Here is a 16,529-nt window from a genome sequence, read left to right as displayed (position 1 = left end):
GTTTTACTGAATCGTGTATTGCCTCATAAGTTATCGATCTTAGAAGGAATAGTGGAATTATTGGGAGGGCCATTATTAGTTATAGGCGCAATTGTGTGCTTTGATGTATTCGAACCCTGGCCGCTAAAAATCATTGGGATGTTTGCGTGGACTGTTTTGATTTTCTTTGTACCTTCAATAATAAATCCCAGACGTTAATTCGGTCTATTAATCAATGTCTACGTCATTTCTTCACCCACGGAATCCAACATAATGTACCCCACTCTTTCGCAGGTCATTGAGGTTGTACGTCAGTCCTCGGGACATCATCGCAAGCGCATTGATGAGAACACCCTAATCGAAGCCGACCTCGATATATGCGGCATGGATGGCGATGCCCTGATTGAAGACTGCGAGGAAGCGTTTGGCGTTACGCTCGTCACTGAAGAAGATGGTTATGAGAAAATTTTTTCCCTCGCTGAAAACGAGTTTCTTTTTAGCACCGAGGGCATAGATTACTTTGGTATCTGCCGCTTGATTCGCAGGCTACGAGGCATTCCCGAACCTGTGATACGCGATTTAACCGTTGGCGAACTCCATGCTGTGCTGGTTAAGGCTGTGAAAGAGCAGATAAAGCACGAGTGGTTTTTTCTTAATACGGGCATGAGATGACATGCCCGTTACCTATCACTTTGGTCAGTTCAATATCACCCGTAGCGGTATTAAAGTTGAAGTGGTCAACAAAAACTGGCCACCGCGTTAGAGTTTTTCCAGTATCGGTTTTCTGATTCGTTTGGCGGTAACCCACCATTATATTCGTGCGGTCTTAGTGCGCTGTAATATCCAACGATATAGTCCGTTATTGCGTGAGCTGCATCGCTGAAGCTTACATAGCCCGTCGCCGGCACCCATTCGTTCTTCAGACTCCTGAAGAAGCGCTCCATTGGGCTGTTATCCCAGCAGTTTCCACGCCGACTCATACTCTGCCTGATCCGGTATCGCCACAGTAACTGCCGGAACTGCCTGCTCGTATAATGGCTGCCTTGATCGCTGTGGAACATCACCCCGACGGGCTTACCACGGGTTTCCCATGCCATTTCCAGTGCTTTCATGGTGAGCCTGCTGTCCGGCGAGAACGACATGGCCCAGCCCACTGGTTTTCTTGCGAACAGGTCGAGAACAACGGCGAGGTACGCCCAGCGCTTACCCGTCCAGATATAGGTCACATCACCGCACCACACCTGATTTGGTTCCGTTACGGCGAACTGTCGCTCAAGATGATTCGGGATAGCAACGTGCTCATGACCGCCACGCTTATACCGGTGAGTCGGCTGCTGGCAACTGACCAGCCCCAGCTCTTTCATGAGTCTGCCAGCAAGCCAGCGCCCCATCTGGTAGCCTCTCTGGGTTGCCATTGTGGCGATGCTTCTTGCTCCGGCAGAGCCGTGGCTGATGCCATGCAGTTCAAGTACCTGACTGCGTAATACAGCCCGTCTGCCGTCTGGCTTTTCAGGACGGTTTTTCCAGTATTTGTAGCTGCTGCGATGAACCCCGAACACATGGCAGAGAGTGGCCACAGGATAACGCGCCCTGAGTTTCCCGATTATCGAGAACTGTTCAGGGAGTCTGACATCAAGAGCGCGGTAGCCTTTTTTAATATTTCATTTTCCATTTCAATACGTTGTAGCTTTTTCCTGAGCTCACGGATTTCAATTTGTTCCGGGGTAATGGGGGAGGCTTTTGGTGTTTTGCCCTGCCGTTCATCACGTAATTGTTTCACCCATCGCGTCATTGTGGAAAGGCCGACATCCATAGCGCTGGCTGCATCTGCCACGGTGTAGTTCTGGTCAACGACCAGTTGAGCGGATTCGCGTTTAAACTCTGCGCTGAAATTTCTTTTTTTCATTATGACACCTGTGTTGTTCTGAGGTGAGCATATCACCTCTGTTCAGGTGGCCAAATTCAGTAAACCACTTCATACACCTCCGGCGATGATGCCTTTGTGGTGGTGTCCGATGCCGTCAGTGCTGGCGACGGTAAAACGGTAAATGTCCTACGTGCGCCTAATGTTGGCAGCTTCGTAGCATTGAAAGCCGACAACCTGAACGCAGCTAATCACGCCGCAGCTATCACCACGCTCGAATCCAAAGGGTTCGTATGCCGTCCATTCTTCACCTCTTAATCAAGGAAGATAAATAATGAGTAAAATCGCAATTGGGCGTGAGATGGTCGATTTAGCGCCAATCTTCCAGGCTCTGCCGGAACGTAACTATCTTATGAATGCCCTCGACCTATTCGACGGGGTAGGTGTTCAGAATCCGAAAGTGGTGGTGACACAGCTTCTGGATGATAACTACAGCCTGTTTAACACCCCGCAGAGCCGTTATTCATCAAACCACGACACTACCGCGCGTCAGAATGGCAAAGAATACCTTATCGAGATTCCTTGGTTTGCAAGGGAAGATGAGTTTAAACCTGTAGACGTACAAGGCCGCAGAGTGCAAGGAACGGACTACGAGCAAACCGTTACCGACCTGTACACCGAATACACTGGCAAACATAAGATTGCTTATCTGCGTACCCGTGAGTCTTACCTGGCCCGTGCTCTGTTCAAAGGTGAAGTTTATACGCCTGCAACTGATGACCTACTGATCTCTTATGCTGAACTGTTCGGTGTGGTGCCAATGACAGCCAGCGTGAATACAGCGACAGCGGCACAGGATTTTGATGCCATCTTAGACAAAGTTCAGGCTGCCGCAGGTGGATTGGCTGGACAGATTGAACGAGTGATCGTATTCGCTAAACCTGCTGCATTTAGCCAGATTCGCTTCTCTGACAGTATGTCTAAGGCGTTCCAGTATGTAGCGCCATATGACGACCGTAACCTATTCTACCAGCGTCACGAGCTTCTCCCTGGTGTTAGTACGTTTAGTCTGCCTGGTGCGCCGATCGACATTGTTAAAGTGACAGATCCGCTGATCCTTGCACAGATGCCAGATGATGCTGACATGGTGGCGGTGCCTGTGTTTAGCAAAGGCAACTCAAATCCTTATAAGAATATTTACGGCGCTGCCTCTGGCAACTTCGCGCTGATCGATGCAGCACCTGCTGAATACTACTCTTGGGGCTACCTGAGTGAGCGCGGCGATGCGTACCACGTTATGCACGAAAATTCGGCGTTGCCTGTCAATCATGCGTTAGGTATGCAGGTGAAAATCACCATCACTGCTTAATGAGCAAGCGGGAGCCTGACTCGCTGGAAATATTCAGGCGCTTTAATGAGGGATGCTTACTAACCCACAGCGCAATTGTGGCTCTGGTAGCATCCCTTTTTTGTTTCCCCCAGAACAAGAGGAAAAATACAGGTGGAACTAATCCTTAAATCAAATCGTGGTTTACACGTTCGACTGAGTGCAGACGATGCAGAAGGGCTGCTCAAGGTGAGCCAGCTTTGCGAGCTATTAGAGATTTCGTATACGGGCGTTAGAGCGCGTATTTTCCGTGGTGAAACCGTCGAAGCGGCAATTCATCACTTCTTGGATCAGAAAGGCGGTGGTAATGCTTGAGATTCACACAAGTTCTATCGTCAACACGGTACGTTTTCAAGTTTCGAAAGAGGACATTGCAGAGGCGAAGAAAGCCGCTGATGATCTTCAACGCCATTTTTCTAAGATTAAAGATCCGAAAATTCGGTTTCAGGCACAGCGCGCACGCCGACAATCAGCAAGGGAAAAAGTGGCAGATGCTAAAGCGGCTTCTCCCAAAACGTCCAATGACTTGAAGCAACAACGCCAGGCAGAAAAGGCAGGGAAAGCGCAAGCCAGAGAAGCAGCGAAAATTGCTAAACGTAATGAAACGGCTGACATCAAATTTAAATCGGCTGGCTTACAGCTCCGTGGGATTAAAGGCAAGTATGGTTTAGATCCCGCGAAACAATACGAGGCTCTTAAACTCATTCAACAAGAAACAGAAGCCTTTAAAAATGGGCTAATTTCAAGCCAACGAATGAATTTTACCATACGGCAGCGCATAACGGACTTGCGTAGGGAAGCGGCGCTCCAGGCAAAAATAACCGCATCTACACAGCAACAGGCGGCAGCACTCAGACATGCTAAGAAAACCGACTATGCAGGGGCTGCAAAGGGTATTAAAGAAAAAGGGCTGAATGTTATAGGTGGCGGTGCTGGCTTTGTTGGTGCTACTGCTGCATTAGCTGGCGGGGCAGGAGTCTTGTCTCGTATCAAGCAGCAAGGAGATGAAAATCTTGAGCTTGTCCGTATGTCGGAACGTACCAAACTGAATCCTAACGCTGTTAAGGCGATTGTATCTTGGGGGCAGCAGCACGGGGTTTCGAGCGCCAGCGTTGACAAGATCACGGATGGCTTCGGGAAAGATACCCGCGAGAGAATCAACGAAACATTATTAAATAGCCAGTTCAAAGGCGGTAAATGGTCTGGTGGAAATAGCGCCGTTGACGAAGTGTTAAATAAGTTTGGCTGGAACAAATCGCAGCTTTCACAGTATGCAGATAATCCGCTTGATTACCTACAATCGGTGGTAAATGAAGGCCAGCGTCGCGGGATGAAAGACGGTGAGATCGGGCATCTTCTCGAAAATACTTTTGATGATGGGATGCACTACCTCGATCTTTTCAAAAATAACGGTGAGCAGTTTATCTCCGTCCTGAAAAGCCTTGTTGAAAGTGGTCAAACTCTTAACGATGAGCAAATAAGGCAAACTCTGGCATATGGTGACCTGAGTGTAGCAATGGGTAATCTGATGAATGGCGTTGATAACAGTCTATTCACTGGCTTTATGTCCAGTTTTGCCGATAGCGGTGATGAGTTGGTGAAAAATACACAGGCAATCAATCAGAGTGCTGGGCTATTAGGTGAGGGATTAGGCGACCTTGCTAAACAGGTGTCGGGCTTCGTTGGGGAAATCTCCAATCTTGTGAGTGACATCAATGCAGGGCTTCGCGCTCGCTTCCCTGGTTGGTTTGCTGATAAAGATAAGCCAGCAGCTCAGGCGGTCTATGATGGCGTCACAGGAAGTGCTAACGGCGCGGCAGGGTGGATTCAAGAGCAAACGGGTTGGAATCCTCAGACAGTGGCTCCGGCTATTAAATCGTGGTTAGGTATTGATGATCAGCAAGCAGGGACAGCGGCGAACGAATATAACCTTGCAGGTGATTCTCTGCGTGATTCTGCAATGTCACTCAATAGCGGCAATCCACCAGCGTATAATCTGAATCCTACATTTAACCTGACGGTTGCACCGTCCGTACCACTGACAATCCAATCCGATACAGGCAGATTAGCCGACTATGTAGACTTCCAGGCGAGAGCTTCTCAAGCCAGCTTCGCACAGTCGCTAACGCTGCAAATGTCGTCTGGTCAATCGTCTACAGGTGGGTGATAGATCAAAGGGGCGTAAGCCCCTTTTTTTGATGGTTTCAACACTACAGCAATAAATCCACGTTTTTAAAAGGGACAGATTTAAAAAGATACCCCTGTAATCCCCAAACCCCCACCTCACGCAGTATTCCCAAACGTTCTCGATCCTCAATCCCTTCGATAATAACCTTGCCGCAGTGTTTTTGAATGGAAGCAATTAGCATGTAGAAGGTTGGTTTCTGCACCTGCTCATTAAAGAAGCAGCGATCTACCTTTACAACCTCAAAGTATCCTTCCATCAAACTAACTACATTCGCATTTCCTGCGCCAAGGTCATCGAGCCATAGCCCATTTACACCCTGGCTCAGCGATTTTAATAAGGGACTTTTCAATCCCTTATCCAAACCAAGGAAAAGCTCGGAAAGTTCAAGTTTGATGAATGGCATCGATTCGAAAGTTTGTCTAAGTATGTAGTCATGACGTATTAAAAAAGCCATTTGCTGATCAATGTTCAGTGTACAAAATAGATTCTTTCGTTCGAACCACGTTTGCATAGTGGCAATGTTTCCACATTGTTCGTATAGGAAAAGCCGCTTCCTATCTAAATCCCAAGATGAAATTACGAATTCAGGGTGAAGGGGGCGTCCATCTGAGGCAATGAAGCGAGTGAGAAGCTCAACGCCTAACAACCTCTCGTCAATGCTCACTATAGGCTCAGCAATGAATGTAGTATCCATAACAAATACCTTAAATTTTAATTAAAATTATATTGTAATTTTTATCACAATAAAGCAATAGTATTGCTAAAATTTGTGGTACGGATGCAGGGTTTTGACTAAGCGATTGATATAACATGACTTTTTACTTTTCGGTGGGTGTTTGCTGATTGTTATATATTAGTCTTGTGATGTATTTCTGGTTGTTTTTTTGCTCGGTTTTTTGTTTGATACTGGTTCATATTCACCTAAATATATAAGTAATGTAATAATGTTCTATTCGATAAGTTAACGAGGGGCTTACGCCCCTTTTTTATTGATTCTCTATCTCTGGATAGCGTAGCAATTCTATATACTGCCGTAGCTCAACAGGAGAGGCGGCATTCTTGCTGTACGTCTTGAAACTCTCTGTAGAGCCGCGCTCGTGACCGAGTAGCAGCGCAATGCGGTCTTCTGGTACTGGCTTTAACTTACCTCGACCAATTCCGCCCCTGTCCATTATTTGCGCGGCCTGGTGGCGTAACGAGTGAAAAACTTTCAACTCTGATCCCGCTTCGCCTAAAGCCTTTCGTTTAGCCCTCGTAAAACGCTGTGAATGCCACGTAGAGCGCTTTCCGTCTGCACGGTCAGTGATTGACGCACGATAGAACAAAAAGCCGTTGTAGGGCTTCTCACGAAGCGACAACACCAACGGAGTGATCAGACTGTGGCAGGGGATGATACGGGCGGCTGATTTGCTCTTACCCTCTGTCACTTCGAAGCATAGCACCCCCTCGATCTCCTTGATGTTGGTTGCACGTAACGAACAGATTTCATTAAGGCGCATACCGCTATACATCCCGATCAGCGTTACGTTCTGCATCTCTTCATCATCTGCCATCACTGCGAACACTTTCGCTAATTCGCCAGGCTCAAACACTTCATAGCTCACCTTGCTACTTTTGCTTTCGAGACCATGACCGCGCCAGATGTTTTCTTGTGGTGCATCGTGGTAACGGTTACGAGCCAGATCCCAGATCTGCGCCAGTGCGCTGACGTAGTTTTGTATGGTCTGTGGTGCTTTCTCCGTCTTGAGCTTATCAAGCCAGCCTGTAACGGTGGTTCGGTTAACGTCACGAAGCTGAACATCACGCTTTTTCAGATGTTCTAAGAGCACTTCTACGGCCTTGTTGGTCTTCGATAACGTGGTGAGTTTGCGCTTCTCGCTGAACTGGAGAATGTATTGATCCCGCATCCTCAAGAGGGAAGGGCAACTCATTACAGGTGCGCTTAATGGTTCCGGCGCTTCGTGTGCATACGTCCCGATCCGGCGTAGCTCATTCAGTATTTGCTCAACCTTCGAGCCTCGATCACGCTGTGGCTTTACCAGGTTACGAATCTTAAACCACTCCAGGGCAACCGCATCACGAAAGAGACGGGCTTCGCGCACATCGCGTGTGCCTGTGCTCTTCACATAGTTGTGTCGTCCTCCGAACAGATGACGCATGTACTTTGGTATGGCGATCCTCACCAGATAGTTTCCGCATGGATCTAAAACTAAGTAACGATCTCGCTTGTAAATCATGTTCACCCCAGCTATTTTGTCAGGGCTTTTGCACATGATTTTGAATAGTGTGAAATGTCGAAGTCTTTACCTGTTTTTCCAGTTGATTCAAAGGATTGCAGGAGCTTGTCAGACAAGCGAACGACCGTAGAAATACGTGCCGGTTCGAGTCCGGCCTTCGGCACCATTAGTACTTCCAAGATCATCCGAGATAGTCCAATTATCCCTTAAAAATCAATGCTTGCAGCGATTTTTACGTCCTGAGTTGTCCGAGGTTGTCCGTTGAAATCCGGATGTCATTGGGGGCATAATTGGGGGCATCTTAACTTCGATTAGAAATGTGCCCCCAAAATGAAGCTCAACGCCAGGCAGGTAGAGACCGCAAAGCCCAAAGACAAAACCTACAAAATGGCCGATGGCGGCGGTTTGTATCTCGAAGTTTCGGCTAAGGGGTCTAAATACTGGCGCATGAAATACAGACGCCCCTCTGACAAAAAAGAGGATCGCCTTGCTTTTGGTGTTTGGCCTACCGTGACGCTTGCTCAGGCAAGAGCCAAGCGCGACGAAGCTAAAAAGCTGTTAGTACAGGGCATTGACCCAAAAGCCGAACAGAAAGAAGCTCAGGCCGAAAACGCGGGAGCATATACTTTTGAAACCATTGCTCGCGAATGGCATGCCAGTAACAAGCGATGGAGTGAAGACCATCGATCGCGCGTTCTTCGCTATCTTGAGCTTTATATCTTCCCTCATATCGGTTCGTCTGACATTCGCCAGCTCAAAACCAGCCACCTGTTAGCCCCGATTAAAAAAGTTGATGCCAGTGGCAAACATGACGTCGCGCAGCGTCTTCAGCAGCGTGTCACGGCCATTATGCGTTATGCCGTGCAGAATGATTACATCGACTCTAACCCGGCCAGTGATATGGCTGGTGCTTTATCAACAACCAAAGCACGACACTATCCTGCTTTACCCTCTAGTCTGTTCCCTGAGTTTCTTGCTCGTCTTGCTGCATATCGTGGCCGCATAATGACACGGATTGCGGTCGAGATTTCCTTGTTAACTTTTGTGCGTTCAAGTGAGTTGCGTTTTGCTCGTTGGGAAGAATTTGATTTTGATAAATCGCTGTGGCGTGTGCCTGCAAAACGAGAGGAAATTAAAGGTGTACGTTACTCGTATCGTGGAATGAAAATGAAAGAGGAACATATCGTTCCGCTTAGTCGCCAGGCTATGGTGTTGTTGGAACAGCTTAAGAAAATCAGTGGTGATAAAGAGCTTCTTTTCCCCGGAGATCATGATGCAACTAAGGTCATGAGCGAAAACACGGTGAATAGTGCGTTGCGTGCCATGGGTTATGACACGAAAACCGAAGTTTGCGGGCACGGATTTAGAACGATGGCGCGTGGTGCGTTGGGTGAGTCAGGATTATGGAGCGATGACGCGATAGAACGGCAGTTGAGCCATTCGGAGCGTAATAATGTACGTGCAGCGTATATTCATACATCTGAACATTTAGATGAGCGCCGACTGATGGTTCAATGGTGGGCTAATTATATAGATGCAAATAAAAAAATGTATATTAGCCCTTATGATTTTGCTAATAATAAATAGCCTTTGGTTTTTTCAATACATATGAATGCCATGCAACGAAGATTTCTCTTCAAAGCATGGCAAGTCAAACATTTTATATCCAAGATATAGGGCTTCCAATACAACCTTTATGTGGATAATTTATAAACCAATCATAAGCTTGGTTCACCATTTCATCACTAAAATTAGTAATATAATCTCGTGAGTTGGGATAGATCTTCTCACCTGTTGTTGGGAAAATAGGTGCATCAATAAAATTATCGCCGAAGTAAATAAAATTTGTACTTATCAAAACATGGAGGCTCGTTAAGTCTCTATCCATATTATCTTGGTTAATCCGCCCATCTTCAAAACTATGATGAGAGTCCTCTTGAGTCCAATTACCATTGCTATCAACATGATAAATATTGTCTCCAAAAGCATTCTGCTTATTACTATAAAAATGTGGTTTTTTATATTTAAATCTCTGGTCTTCCCAATATTCTTGGAATGACATTTTTTCTTCAACTAACATCACATAAATGAGTTTATCTTTTAGATTCAGGTGAGAGCTCCCACATCCAAAAATCAAATCGCCGGGCTGGGCAGAATTTCTTATTTTTGGCTTGCATGTTGCAAGCGTACAGTAATCATGGAAAGGGTTTGGGGCGAACCCAAAATCCCTAACTATTTTGTATGAGAATATTCTTCTTTTCATTGGCATTTAACTCTATTAATATCTCTTTTTGTCATTGGATTACATTCCGAATCCTCCCAGATGCTTGTTCCCCCAAGGCTGGATGACACCGATGGGCTCTTAATTGGAAGTACTGAATTTGCTTTTTCATCTATTTCCTTCGGGATATAATTAGACTTACCTCTAATACCAATAATGTTACAACCTTGTCCCTTTGCACCGCTCACAGCACCGCTAAATGATGGGTAATTTTCGCATTTCTCGTCGAGTAAAAAAATACAAACATCAGCATTTCTCTGACATTCTAATAGCTCGGGTGTTTTCGTTTCCTTATCCCAAGAGTTTTGTAATTCCACCAGACATATGTCATAACCCTCGTTTGATAGACGAGATTCAACTTCATCTAACATATATTCTGTTTCTGCTATATATACAACGCACGCTTTACTCATATTTCCTCTCTATATATCCAATCTATAGTTTTTAGTTCTCTCTTCTATACTCATTCCAGAAGATAAAAGGATTGTTTTTCTAAATTCAGTTTGTCCACCATAGCTAGGGTGTCTGACTATGCTATGTTTCACCCCTAAATAATTTAGTTCATTTGAGGCATCTCTCCCTAGGGCAAATACTTTATTGAATTTGTAAATCTTCATCAACTCTAGAAAAAAAAAGGAAGCTTGGTGAAACTCCTTTTTTGTATGGCATCTGTTTGACATGGAATCATTTTTTTCATGGGGGTGAAATGGGAAAATGTTCCATAAAAAAGGAGGTTCATCTAAAAGATTAATTAGACTCCAAACCTCGGATGCAGTTCTTTCCTTGACACAAATAGTTTTGGTCGATTTGTAAAATGAATCGGTATTGAGACTTTTAGCTGCAAGATCAAGATGAAACTCATCTGTTAATGCTAGCCCAGTTCGACGCCCTCCCCGGTACCCTAGATCTCGCCCAACCCAGATCGCATCAATTCTTAGACTTAAACTGGCTGTTAGGTAGCGCTCCAGATTGCTTAGTCGAAGATTAGGGGCTCCTTCAGTGTCATGAATACTACATATATCTCTATAAGGATTGAAAACATTATCACTAGTAAAATCCCTAAGTTGTGATAGTAACTTAAGTATGGCTACATGTTCTTTTTTTCTTCTCATTTTAAATCTCTTCAAAAAAAACAATGTGATTTTCAAAATCAGCAGTGATTTTACCATTCCTTTTTTCTTTTAAATTTCTGAATATATTGTATCCATCTAATATTGCTTTTTCCCATTGCCATAAATAAGCATTATCAACTTCATAGCCTTTAACAAACTCTTGAATGAACTTTAAAATATCATAATCGAGGCGTGTTACATTTTCGAATAATGACTGTTTTATTGCTCTGCTGAAAATGAAGGTTGAAATCCCTTCTTCTATAATTATTGCTCTTGCACCATCCTGATTTTCATCTGTTGACGAAATACTTTTTCTTTTCAGGTGTAATAAAGCCCTTAAGACTGGTGACCAACCTAAGTGAACAGCGTAACATATATGAAAAACGTCATGAAATCTGTAATCATCCTTATCTTTTTTATTGTCTGTTAGACGATCGCCTATATTAACCCCCTGACATTGCTGTATTACATATTTTTTATTACTTACACTAATCTCCTTGAAAACAAAAACCATCTTTGGTGGGAATCTTTCATAATTGGCATAATTAATATCAAATGGATCTGGGTATATGTATTTATCAGGCCACCTGCTGTTTATTTTCTTTAAATTATAGTCTATCGCTCTTGATATGCTTATTTTTTTTGAAAAGCAGAACAGTAGCAGATTACTTACAAAGATAGAAATTGTAATTTCTTTTTCATTATGGTTGTTTGTGTTTTTTGATGAGTAGAGAGAAACAAAGCTACCAAGGGAAATAGTTAGTTGAAGTGATATTTCTACTGTGTTTAACTTTAAGTTGTTGTTTGTCGAGAAGGAGTCAATTAAACTTAAATTTGTAAGTGTAGATGGCTGGATGTTATTTTCTTTTAAGTTTATTTTCTGGATTGCATTATTTACTATGTTATCAATCCTGAAGTTTTCTCTGTTTATTATCGATGTGACGTACCATAAGACATCACCTAATTCTTCATGGAGATGCTCTTCAATTGTATTTGCTTTTAATGAGTCTCTTTGCTCTTTTTTTACTAGGCTTACTAAGTCACCGACTTCTCCTACTAAACCCAATACTATAAAACGAGGATTGTCGGTAGGTAGTTTATCTGACTTACGAACACTTTCTTGATAATCGCTATAGGTAATCATTTTGACTCTCCAATACCGAATGTAAGCTTAGTTAAAATTATTTATATCATGTAATTGTTTTTTACAAGTTGAATTTTATTGAATTATAACTTGTTGATTAGTAAGGGTGGTGGTTATTATTTTTATGTAAAATATTGGAAAATAAAGAAAGGTGGGTTTTTTATCTATGTTTTGCTGTAAAATAAAAATAATAGATTATTTTTCCATCTGGTATCCTACTTATAAGGAGCTAGACTAAAAGAATATCCGGCACTCTTATGGACATAATAATTTTATTTTTTGTGATCTTGCGCTCAGAACTCATTTCTCCACTTCTGCCCTCGTCTTCTGATAACCTCAAAGGCTCGTCACGCCTTCAAATATCTCCGACCTACCCACCGACACTCCCGCGAACCCGCGCAGCGCAGCGACGCTCAGGCCGCGAAATTAAATATCATTAAATAAATACTTTACCGCTGGCGCGCAGTGCTTTCCCCGCCTCGCCTGCCCGCTTAAGGGGGCGCTTTTAATGCAGATGCATGATCGGCCTCAGGGTGCGCCAGTGCTGGCGCTGGCGGGGAATTCAGTGTCGTTAAAACGCATGCAAAACCATGCACCTATGCATGCATGGCTTTTATACGTAAAAATGGCGGGATTTTCGGGGATTTTTAAGCGGACTACTGCACGGCCAGTTCTGCACGGCGGCGGGTGTAATTCAGGTTCTGTGCAGGCGTGAATTTTTCACGACTATCATCGCACGAAGCCGCGTCAGGTCTGAATCCGATGGCCGTTAAAATGTCATTATCCTGCGCCGAATAATTAATTTTTTCACCGGCGACCAGCCAGAGCTGTAGCGCCTCGCGCAGATAGTCGAGTGAGTGCTGCATGGCGCAGCGCTGAACGGCGGGGTGTTGCCCGGGATAATTCATCAGTTCAGGGGCAAGGGCGGCGGCCAGCTCCGCGCCGTGCACCTGCATAAAATCATTTAAACGGTCGCGGATACTGATGCGCTGCACCTCCTCATGCGAGCGGATATAGCGACCGGCAGCCTGATTAATTTCCCATTTTTTCACGTCGATAATCTCGCGCAGGGTTTGCAGGCTCCGGCCGCTGTGGCCGCTGCCGGCAAGCTGTTCGCGGTATGCCTGTTCGGCCTGCGTCAGTTCTTCCCTGCGTTGCAGCCAGGCGGATTTATTTGCCTGACAGGCCTCAAAGGCTTTCTGTAGCGTCAGTGTGGTCACGTATGTTTCTCCTGATGACTGGCCGTGCTTACGCACCGGCATGGTTAACGGTGGCCGCCGGTGCGGGTAGCGGGATAACCGGCTCTGTCACCGGTGAACGAATAACCCCGTCGATGGATTCAAGCGTGCGGAACGTGGCCGAGCACTCGATGTTCATGCACTGGTGATAGCGCTGTTTGACGTTATCGGACAGATAGCGACTGGTGCGGGAATGCGCGCTGGTTTTGCAGAACGGGCAGTGAAACATGCTTACCCCTCCGCTTCTGTCTCGCCATTTTCAGCCAGCTTTCTGGCAAGCATCATTCTCTTCGCAGGGCTGCGTAACAGCTCCGTATCAACGTCAGTAATCTGCGGCCGGTGCATGCCCGTTACGGACAACACCGGCTCCTGCGTCATATCGAAGTGATACAGGCTGCCCTGACGGCTCAGCGCATCGCGCAGCTCGCCGGTGGCCACGGACTGCGGGGCGCTTTCACCCTTCATTTCGAGAGCACTAACACGCAGCAGGAAAGCGCGGATGAGGGCGACAGGAACCGCATTGACAGCCTGAGCCCATTCCGCACCGGCATAAGCGGTAAAGGCATCTTCATGCGCTGAAAGGTATTTATTGCCGGTGGAGCAGGCATTCAGCATGGCGCGTGTTCGGTCAGTCTCCAGCTCCGCAATCAGGCCGGTAAACTCGTCGGCCAGCTCGCGACTGGCGATACGCCTGCTGTGCTCAGCTTTCATTTCAGGCGTGAGACTGCCGCGCAGGGTGCGAAAGCGGCTGCGCCAGTCCTGCTCCGCCTCAGCGCTCTCATCGAGGGCTGTCTGCCGCTCCTGCTTACAGCGTTCAATGGACGTATCAATCTCTTTCAGCGCCTGCATGCTGGCCGCGTGGGTGTCTCTGGCAGCAGTGAATGCGCTCAGCTTGTCGGTGATGTGCGGACTGTTCTCTGCGTACTGCTGAGCGGCTACATCTTGCAGGGCGGTGATGAGTGTTTCGGGTTTCATGTTCAGGCTCTCCGTTTATTCAACCTGTAATGATTCTGCCCTTCATCACACAACATCTCGATTCATTGCAGTTGTGGCAGTTCTGGCACAAACAGCACTCAAAACCCGGCTGGCCAGAGAAAGGTCTCAGCAAAACCTTACTCATCGTTTGTTTTTTTACTTATAACTATTCACCACTGTTCACTGAAAAGAAAAAGACAATTAATACAGTAAGATAAGGGGTGAACAGTTGAGGTTGTGACTGTTCACCAACTGTTCACCAACTGTTCACGCTATAGAAATTTAGCATTGCCTCATAATTACGTTAATTTCTATTAATTAACATATAACCATAGGTGTAATTAATCGAAGATAAATTCTTATTTCCGCCTGAAGCCATTTAAAGTCATTTAAAGCAATTTGAAATTTTGCTGCTCAAAATTCAGACAGTCTGTGCCATGCCTCATACAAAATTCACTTGTTGCATCAGACCAAAATATTCACAAAATAGAGCGCTACCTGATACCGGACGGAAACGTCCGGATCTCTGCGGATATTAACGAGGTAGCGTTATGCATACAGTTTCATCAGCACTATCGACCCACACTGGCACGCACCCGATGCCGGTTTCATCCCCGGCTCAGGAACGTTTTTTACGTCTTCCGGAAGTAATTCATCAGTGCGGCCTGTCCCGCTCCACGCTCTACGATTTAATTGCCCGTGATGCTTTCCCGGCTCAGGTTTCCCTCGGGGGTAAGAATGTCGCTTGGCTACAATCTGAAATCACGGCGTGGATGGAAGAACGTATCGCCCACCGTAACCGGAAATACAACGCATGAATCAGAACCGTTTTCACAAAGCCCCTTTTTCTGGCTTGCATCTGTTGTGTGTTTCCTGGTACATTTTTGTCGCTGTCGCAAAATCGACAGCCGGGCGTAGGAACCCGTGTTACTTCAAGGCGACACCAGACGCGCCATGCGTCTTTTTTTACGTCGTTGCTCAGGCACACCTTATTTTTGGGCTGTGGTGGTTTCACACCAGCCTGTATCAGATAATGGTGGTCCGGGCGGGGCAGCCCTCGGGCTGGCCGGTTTCCTTGAAGGCCGGTATTCCTACCCCCGTCCGGGCTACCACCCATGAGTGTAGGAACTCTGGTGGTAGCAATAACCGCTACTTCAAGGAGGTTGCCCCTATGGCTACGACCCTCACCCCGTCACACCCGCAGTTTGTCTTTGTGTTTGCCGCCGTCCGTCGCGCAGACCGTAAGCCCCGTATCTGTATGCTCCGCACCGTTGCCGGTGACGAGCTGGCCGCCCGTCGCACCCTTGTCCGCGAATACGTGCTTTCCCTTGCCGCCCGTCTGCCGGTTGTGGAGGTGTCACATGCCTAATAAAAACACACCTCAGACCGTCTCAGCGCGTCGTGATGACCTTAACCCCATGCAGGAACACCTCAGCATAGAGGCGTATCATAAACTCAATCGCGCAAGCGCCGTCTCACAGTTCATTGGTGGAGATTTGCTGCACCGTGAACTGAACGGTCTACACCAGCTATACCTGCCGCAGATTTTTAGTTATATCCATGAGGACGTTAGCTACGTACTGGAAGAGCTGAAAGCCAAAGGCCTGTGCCGTGACTTTCTCGCCACGACATCGGGGAATGGAGGGGAGCACCATGTTTGATTTCCCTCAGCCGGGTGAAACATACCGTTGTTCAGGCTTTCCTGACGTGGTGGTGTCAGGCATTCTGGCCGACGGTATTCCATGGGATATGCCGTACCGCTGCCCGGGGCAAGTCTGGAATCCCTACCGGCGCACCTACACCATCCTCATTCGTATTATCGCTACTGGTGATATGGCAGAAATTCCACTCGGTCGTTTTTTGCGTGAATTTACCTGCGAGTCTCCCGACGTATTTAAACGCAGTCCTGAAAACCGCCATGCTGTTCTGAGTGAGCTTGCCGCAGACCCGGAATTACAGAAATACCGGGTGCGGAATATCGATAAATATCCTGACGATATTCCCCCGGTTAAACGCCCGGCACCGGTGGCGTATAAATGGCGAAATAATTTCAGGCCGGAAACGGAAATAAAACCGGATAACAGCTACCGCCATTATCTGTAATTACAAAACGATAACGAATAT

At 46.3% G+C, this 16,529-nt stretch carries 19 protein-coding genes; 9 read left to right on the top strand and 10 right to left on the bottom strand.

The features are described from left to right. The first annotated feature begins 252 nt into the window (after positions 1-252). Entirely contained in the window at positions 253-651 is a 399-nt protein-coding gene (locus L3069_RS02750; RefSeq protein WP_022646912.1) for a hypothetical protein, read from the top strand. A gap of 65 nt (positions 652-716) precedes the next feature. On the opposite strand, the gene L3069_RS02745 is transcribed toward L3069_RS02750, so the two are convergent. Further along, a protein-coding gene (locus L3069_RS02745) for an IS3-like element ISEc52 family transposase (RefSeq protein ID WP_085929673.1) occupies positions 717-1,885 on the bottom strand; the annotation gives its coding sequence in 2 pieces (ribosomal slippage) (positions 717-1,636 and positions 1,636-1,885; 1,170 coding nt in all). 292 nt (positions 1,886-2,177) lie between these two features. Here L3069_RS02745 and L3069_RS02735 point away from each other — a divergent pair. The 3 genes from L3069_RS02735 (at position 2,178) to L3069_RS02725 (ending at position 5,397) form a co-directional block, all read left to right on the top strand. Beyond that, entirely contained in the window at positions 2,178-3,212 is a 1,035-nt protein-coding gene (locus tag L3069_RS02735; protein WP_045623477.1) for a major capsid protein, read from the top strand. Positions 3,213-3,344: 132 nt separating this feature from the next. Further along, positions 3,345-3,545 (top strand): hypothetical protein, encoded by a 201-nt coding sequence (locus L3069_RS02730; protein ID WP_045623478.1) that lies wholly within the window; start codon positions 3,345-3,347, stop codon positions 3,543-3,545. Next, positions 3,538-5,397, top strand: a complete 1,860-nt coding sequence (locus L3069_RS02725; protein WP_063136046.1) for a hypothetical protein — start codon at positions 3,538-3,540, stop codon at positions 5,395-5,397. The genes L3069_RS02730 and L3069_RS02725 overlap by 8 nt, the downstream gene beginning before the upstream one ends. A gap of 43 nt (positions 5,398-5,440) precedes the next feature. Here the strand turns inward: L3069_RS02725 and L3069_RS02720 are convergent, their stop codons facing one another. Then, complete coding sequence (locus tag L3069_RS02720) at positions 5,441-6,112, bottom strand: EAL domain-containing protein (RefSeq protein ID WP_063136045.1); 672 nt, start codon at positions 6,110-6,112, stop codon at positions 5,441-5,443. A gap of 292 nt (positions 6,113-6,404) precedes the next feature. Beyond that, positions 6,405-7,655 (bottom strand): tyrosine-type recombinase/integrase, encoded by a 1,251-nt coding sequence (locus L3069_RS02715; protein WP_063136044.1) that lies wholly within the window; start codon positions 7,653-7,655, stop codon positions 6,405-6,407. Between the two features lie 330 nt (positions 7,656-7,985). Here L3069_RS02715 and L3069_RS02710 point away from each other — a divergent pair, with 330 nt between their 5' ends. Then, complete coding sequence (locus tag L3069_RS02710) at positions 7,986-9,242, top strand: integrase arm-type DNA-binding domain-containing protein (RefSeq protein ID WP_017694622.1); 1,257 nt, start codon at positions 7,986-7,988, stop codon at positions 9,240-9,242. A 73-nt stretch (positions 9,243-9,315) separates the two neighbouring features. On the opposite strand, the gene L3069_RS02705 is transcribed toward L3069_RS02710, so the two are convergent. The 7 genes from L3069_RS02705 to L3069_RS02675 form a co-directional block, all read right to left on the bottom strand. Next, positions 9,316-9,924 (bottom strand): hypothetical protein, encoded by a 609-nt coding sequence (locus tag L3069_RS02705; RefSeq protein WP_154232970.1) that lies wholly within the window; start codon positions 9,922-9,924, stop codon positions 9,316-9,318. Then, a complete protein-coding gene (locus L3069_RS02700) occupies positions 9,915-10,307 on the bottom strand; it encodes a hypothetical protein (protein WP_126313376.1) in 393 nt (130 codons plus the stop codon). The genes L3069_RS02705 and L3069_RS02700 overlap by 10 nt, the downstream gene beginning before the upstream one ends. 51 nt (positions 10,308-10,358) lie before the next feature. Continuing rightward, positions 10,359-11,105, bottom strand: a complete 747-nt coding sequence (locus tag L3069_RS02695) for a uracil-DNA glycosylase (RefSeq protein ID WP_126313375.1) — start codon at positions 11,103-11,105, stop codon at positions 10,359-10,361. Beyond that, positions 11,050-12,192, bottom strand: coding sequence for a nucleoside triphosphate pyrophosphohydrolase family protein (locus L3069_RS02690; protein WP_017694620.1), 1,143 nt, complete (start codon positions 12,190-12,192; stop codon positions 11,050-11,052). The genes L3069_RS02695 and L3069_RS02690 overlap by 56 nt, the downstream gene beginning before the upstream one ends. Positions 12,193-12,848: 656 nt before the next feature. After that, on the bottom strand, positions 12,849-13,412 hold the full coding sequence (locus L3069_RS02685) for a phage polarity suppression protein (RefSeq protein WP_017692853.1): 564 nt from the start codon (positions 13,410-13,412) through the stop codon (positions 12,849-12,851). A 28-nt stretch (positions 13,413-13,440) separates the two neighbouring features. Beyond that, positions 13,441-13,659: an ogr/Delta-like zinc finger family protein gene (locus L3069_RS02680; RefSeq protein ID WP_017692852.1), complete on the bottom strand. Its 219-nt coding sequence runs from the start codon at positions 13,657-13,659 to the stop codon at positions 13,441-13,443. A 2-nt stretch (positions 13,660-13,661) separates the two neighbouring features. Beyond that, complete coding sequence (locus L3069_RS02675; RefSeq protein WP_063136023.1) at positions 13,662-14,405, bottom strand: hypothetical protein; 744 nt, start codon at positions 14,403-14,405, stop codon at positions 13,662-13,664. Positions 14,406-14,956: 551 nt separating this feature from the next. On the opposite strand from L3069_RS02675, the gene L3069_RS02670 reads away from it, so the two are divergent. From L3069_RS02670 to L3069_RS02655, 4 genes are read left to right on the top strand one after another with little or no spacing between them, the layout of a single operon-like run. Then, the gene (locus tag L3069_RS02670) at positions 14,957-15,223 is read left to right on the top strand and encodes an AlpA family transcriptional regulator (RefSeq protein WP_026094409.1); all 267 of its coding nucleotides are present in this window, start codon (positions 14,957-14,959) and stop codon (positions 15,221-15,223) included. Then, on the top strand, positions 15,220-15,774 hold the full coding sequence (locus tag L3069_RS02665; protein ID WP_236901903.1) for a host cell division inhibitor Icd-like protein: 555 nt from the start codon (positions 15,220-15,222) through the stop codon (positions 15,772-15,774). Before L3069_RS02670 ends, L3069_RS02665 begins: the two co-directional genes overlap by 4 nt. Then, a complete protein-coding gene (locus L3069_RS02660) occupies positions 15,767-16,066 on the top strand; it encodes a hypothetical protein (protein WP_017694617.1) in 300 nt (99 codons plus the stop codon). Before L3069_RS02665 ends, L3069_RS02660 begins: the two co-directional genes overlap by 8 nt. After that, a complete protein-coding gene (locus L3069_RS02655; RefSeq protein ID WP_017694616.1) occupies positions 16,059-16,508 on the top strand; it encodes a hypothetical protein in 450 nt (149 codons plus the stop codon). The genes L3069_RS02660 and L3069_RS02655 overlap by 8 nt, the downstream gene beginning before the upstream one ends. The last annotated feature ends 21 nt before the right edge of the window (positions 16,509-16,529 follow it).

The organism is Enterobacter cloacae complex sp. ECL411 (genome assembly GCF_021869665.1).
GTDB lineage: Bacteria > Pseudomonadota > Gammaproteobacteria > Enterobacterales > Enterobacteriaceae > Enterobacter > Enterobacter intestinihominis.
Note: the sequence above shows the minus strand (reverse complement) of the source record. Positions and strands in the feature narration are given on the sequence as shown.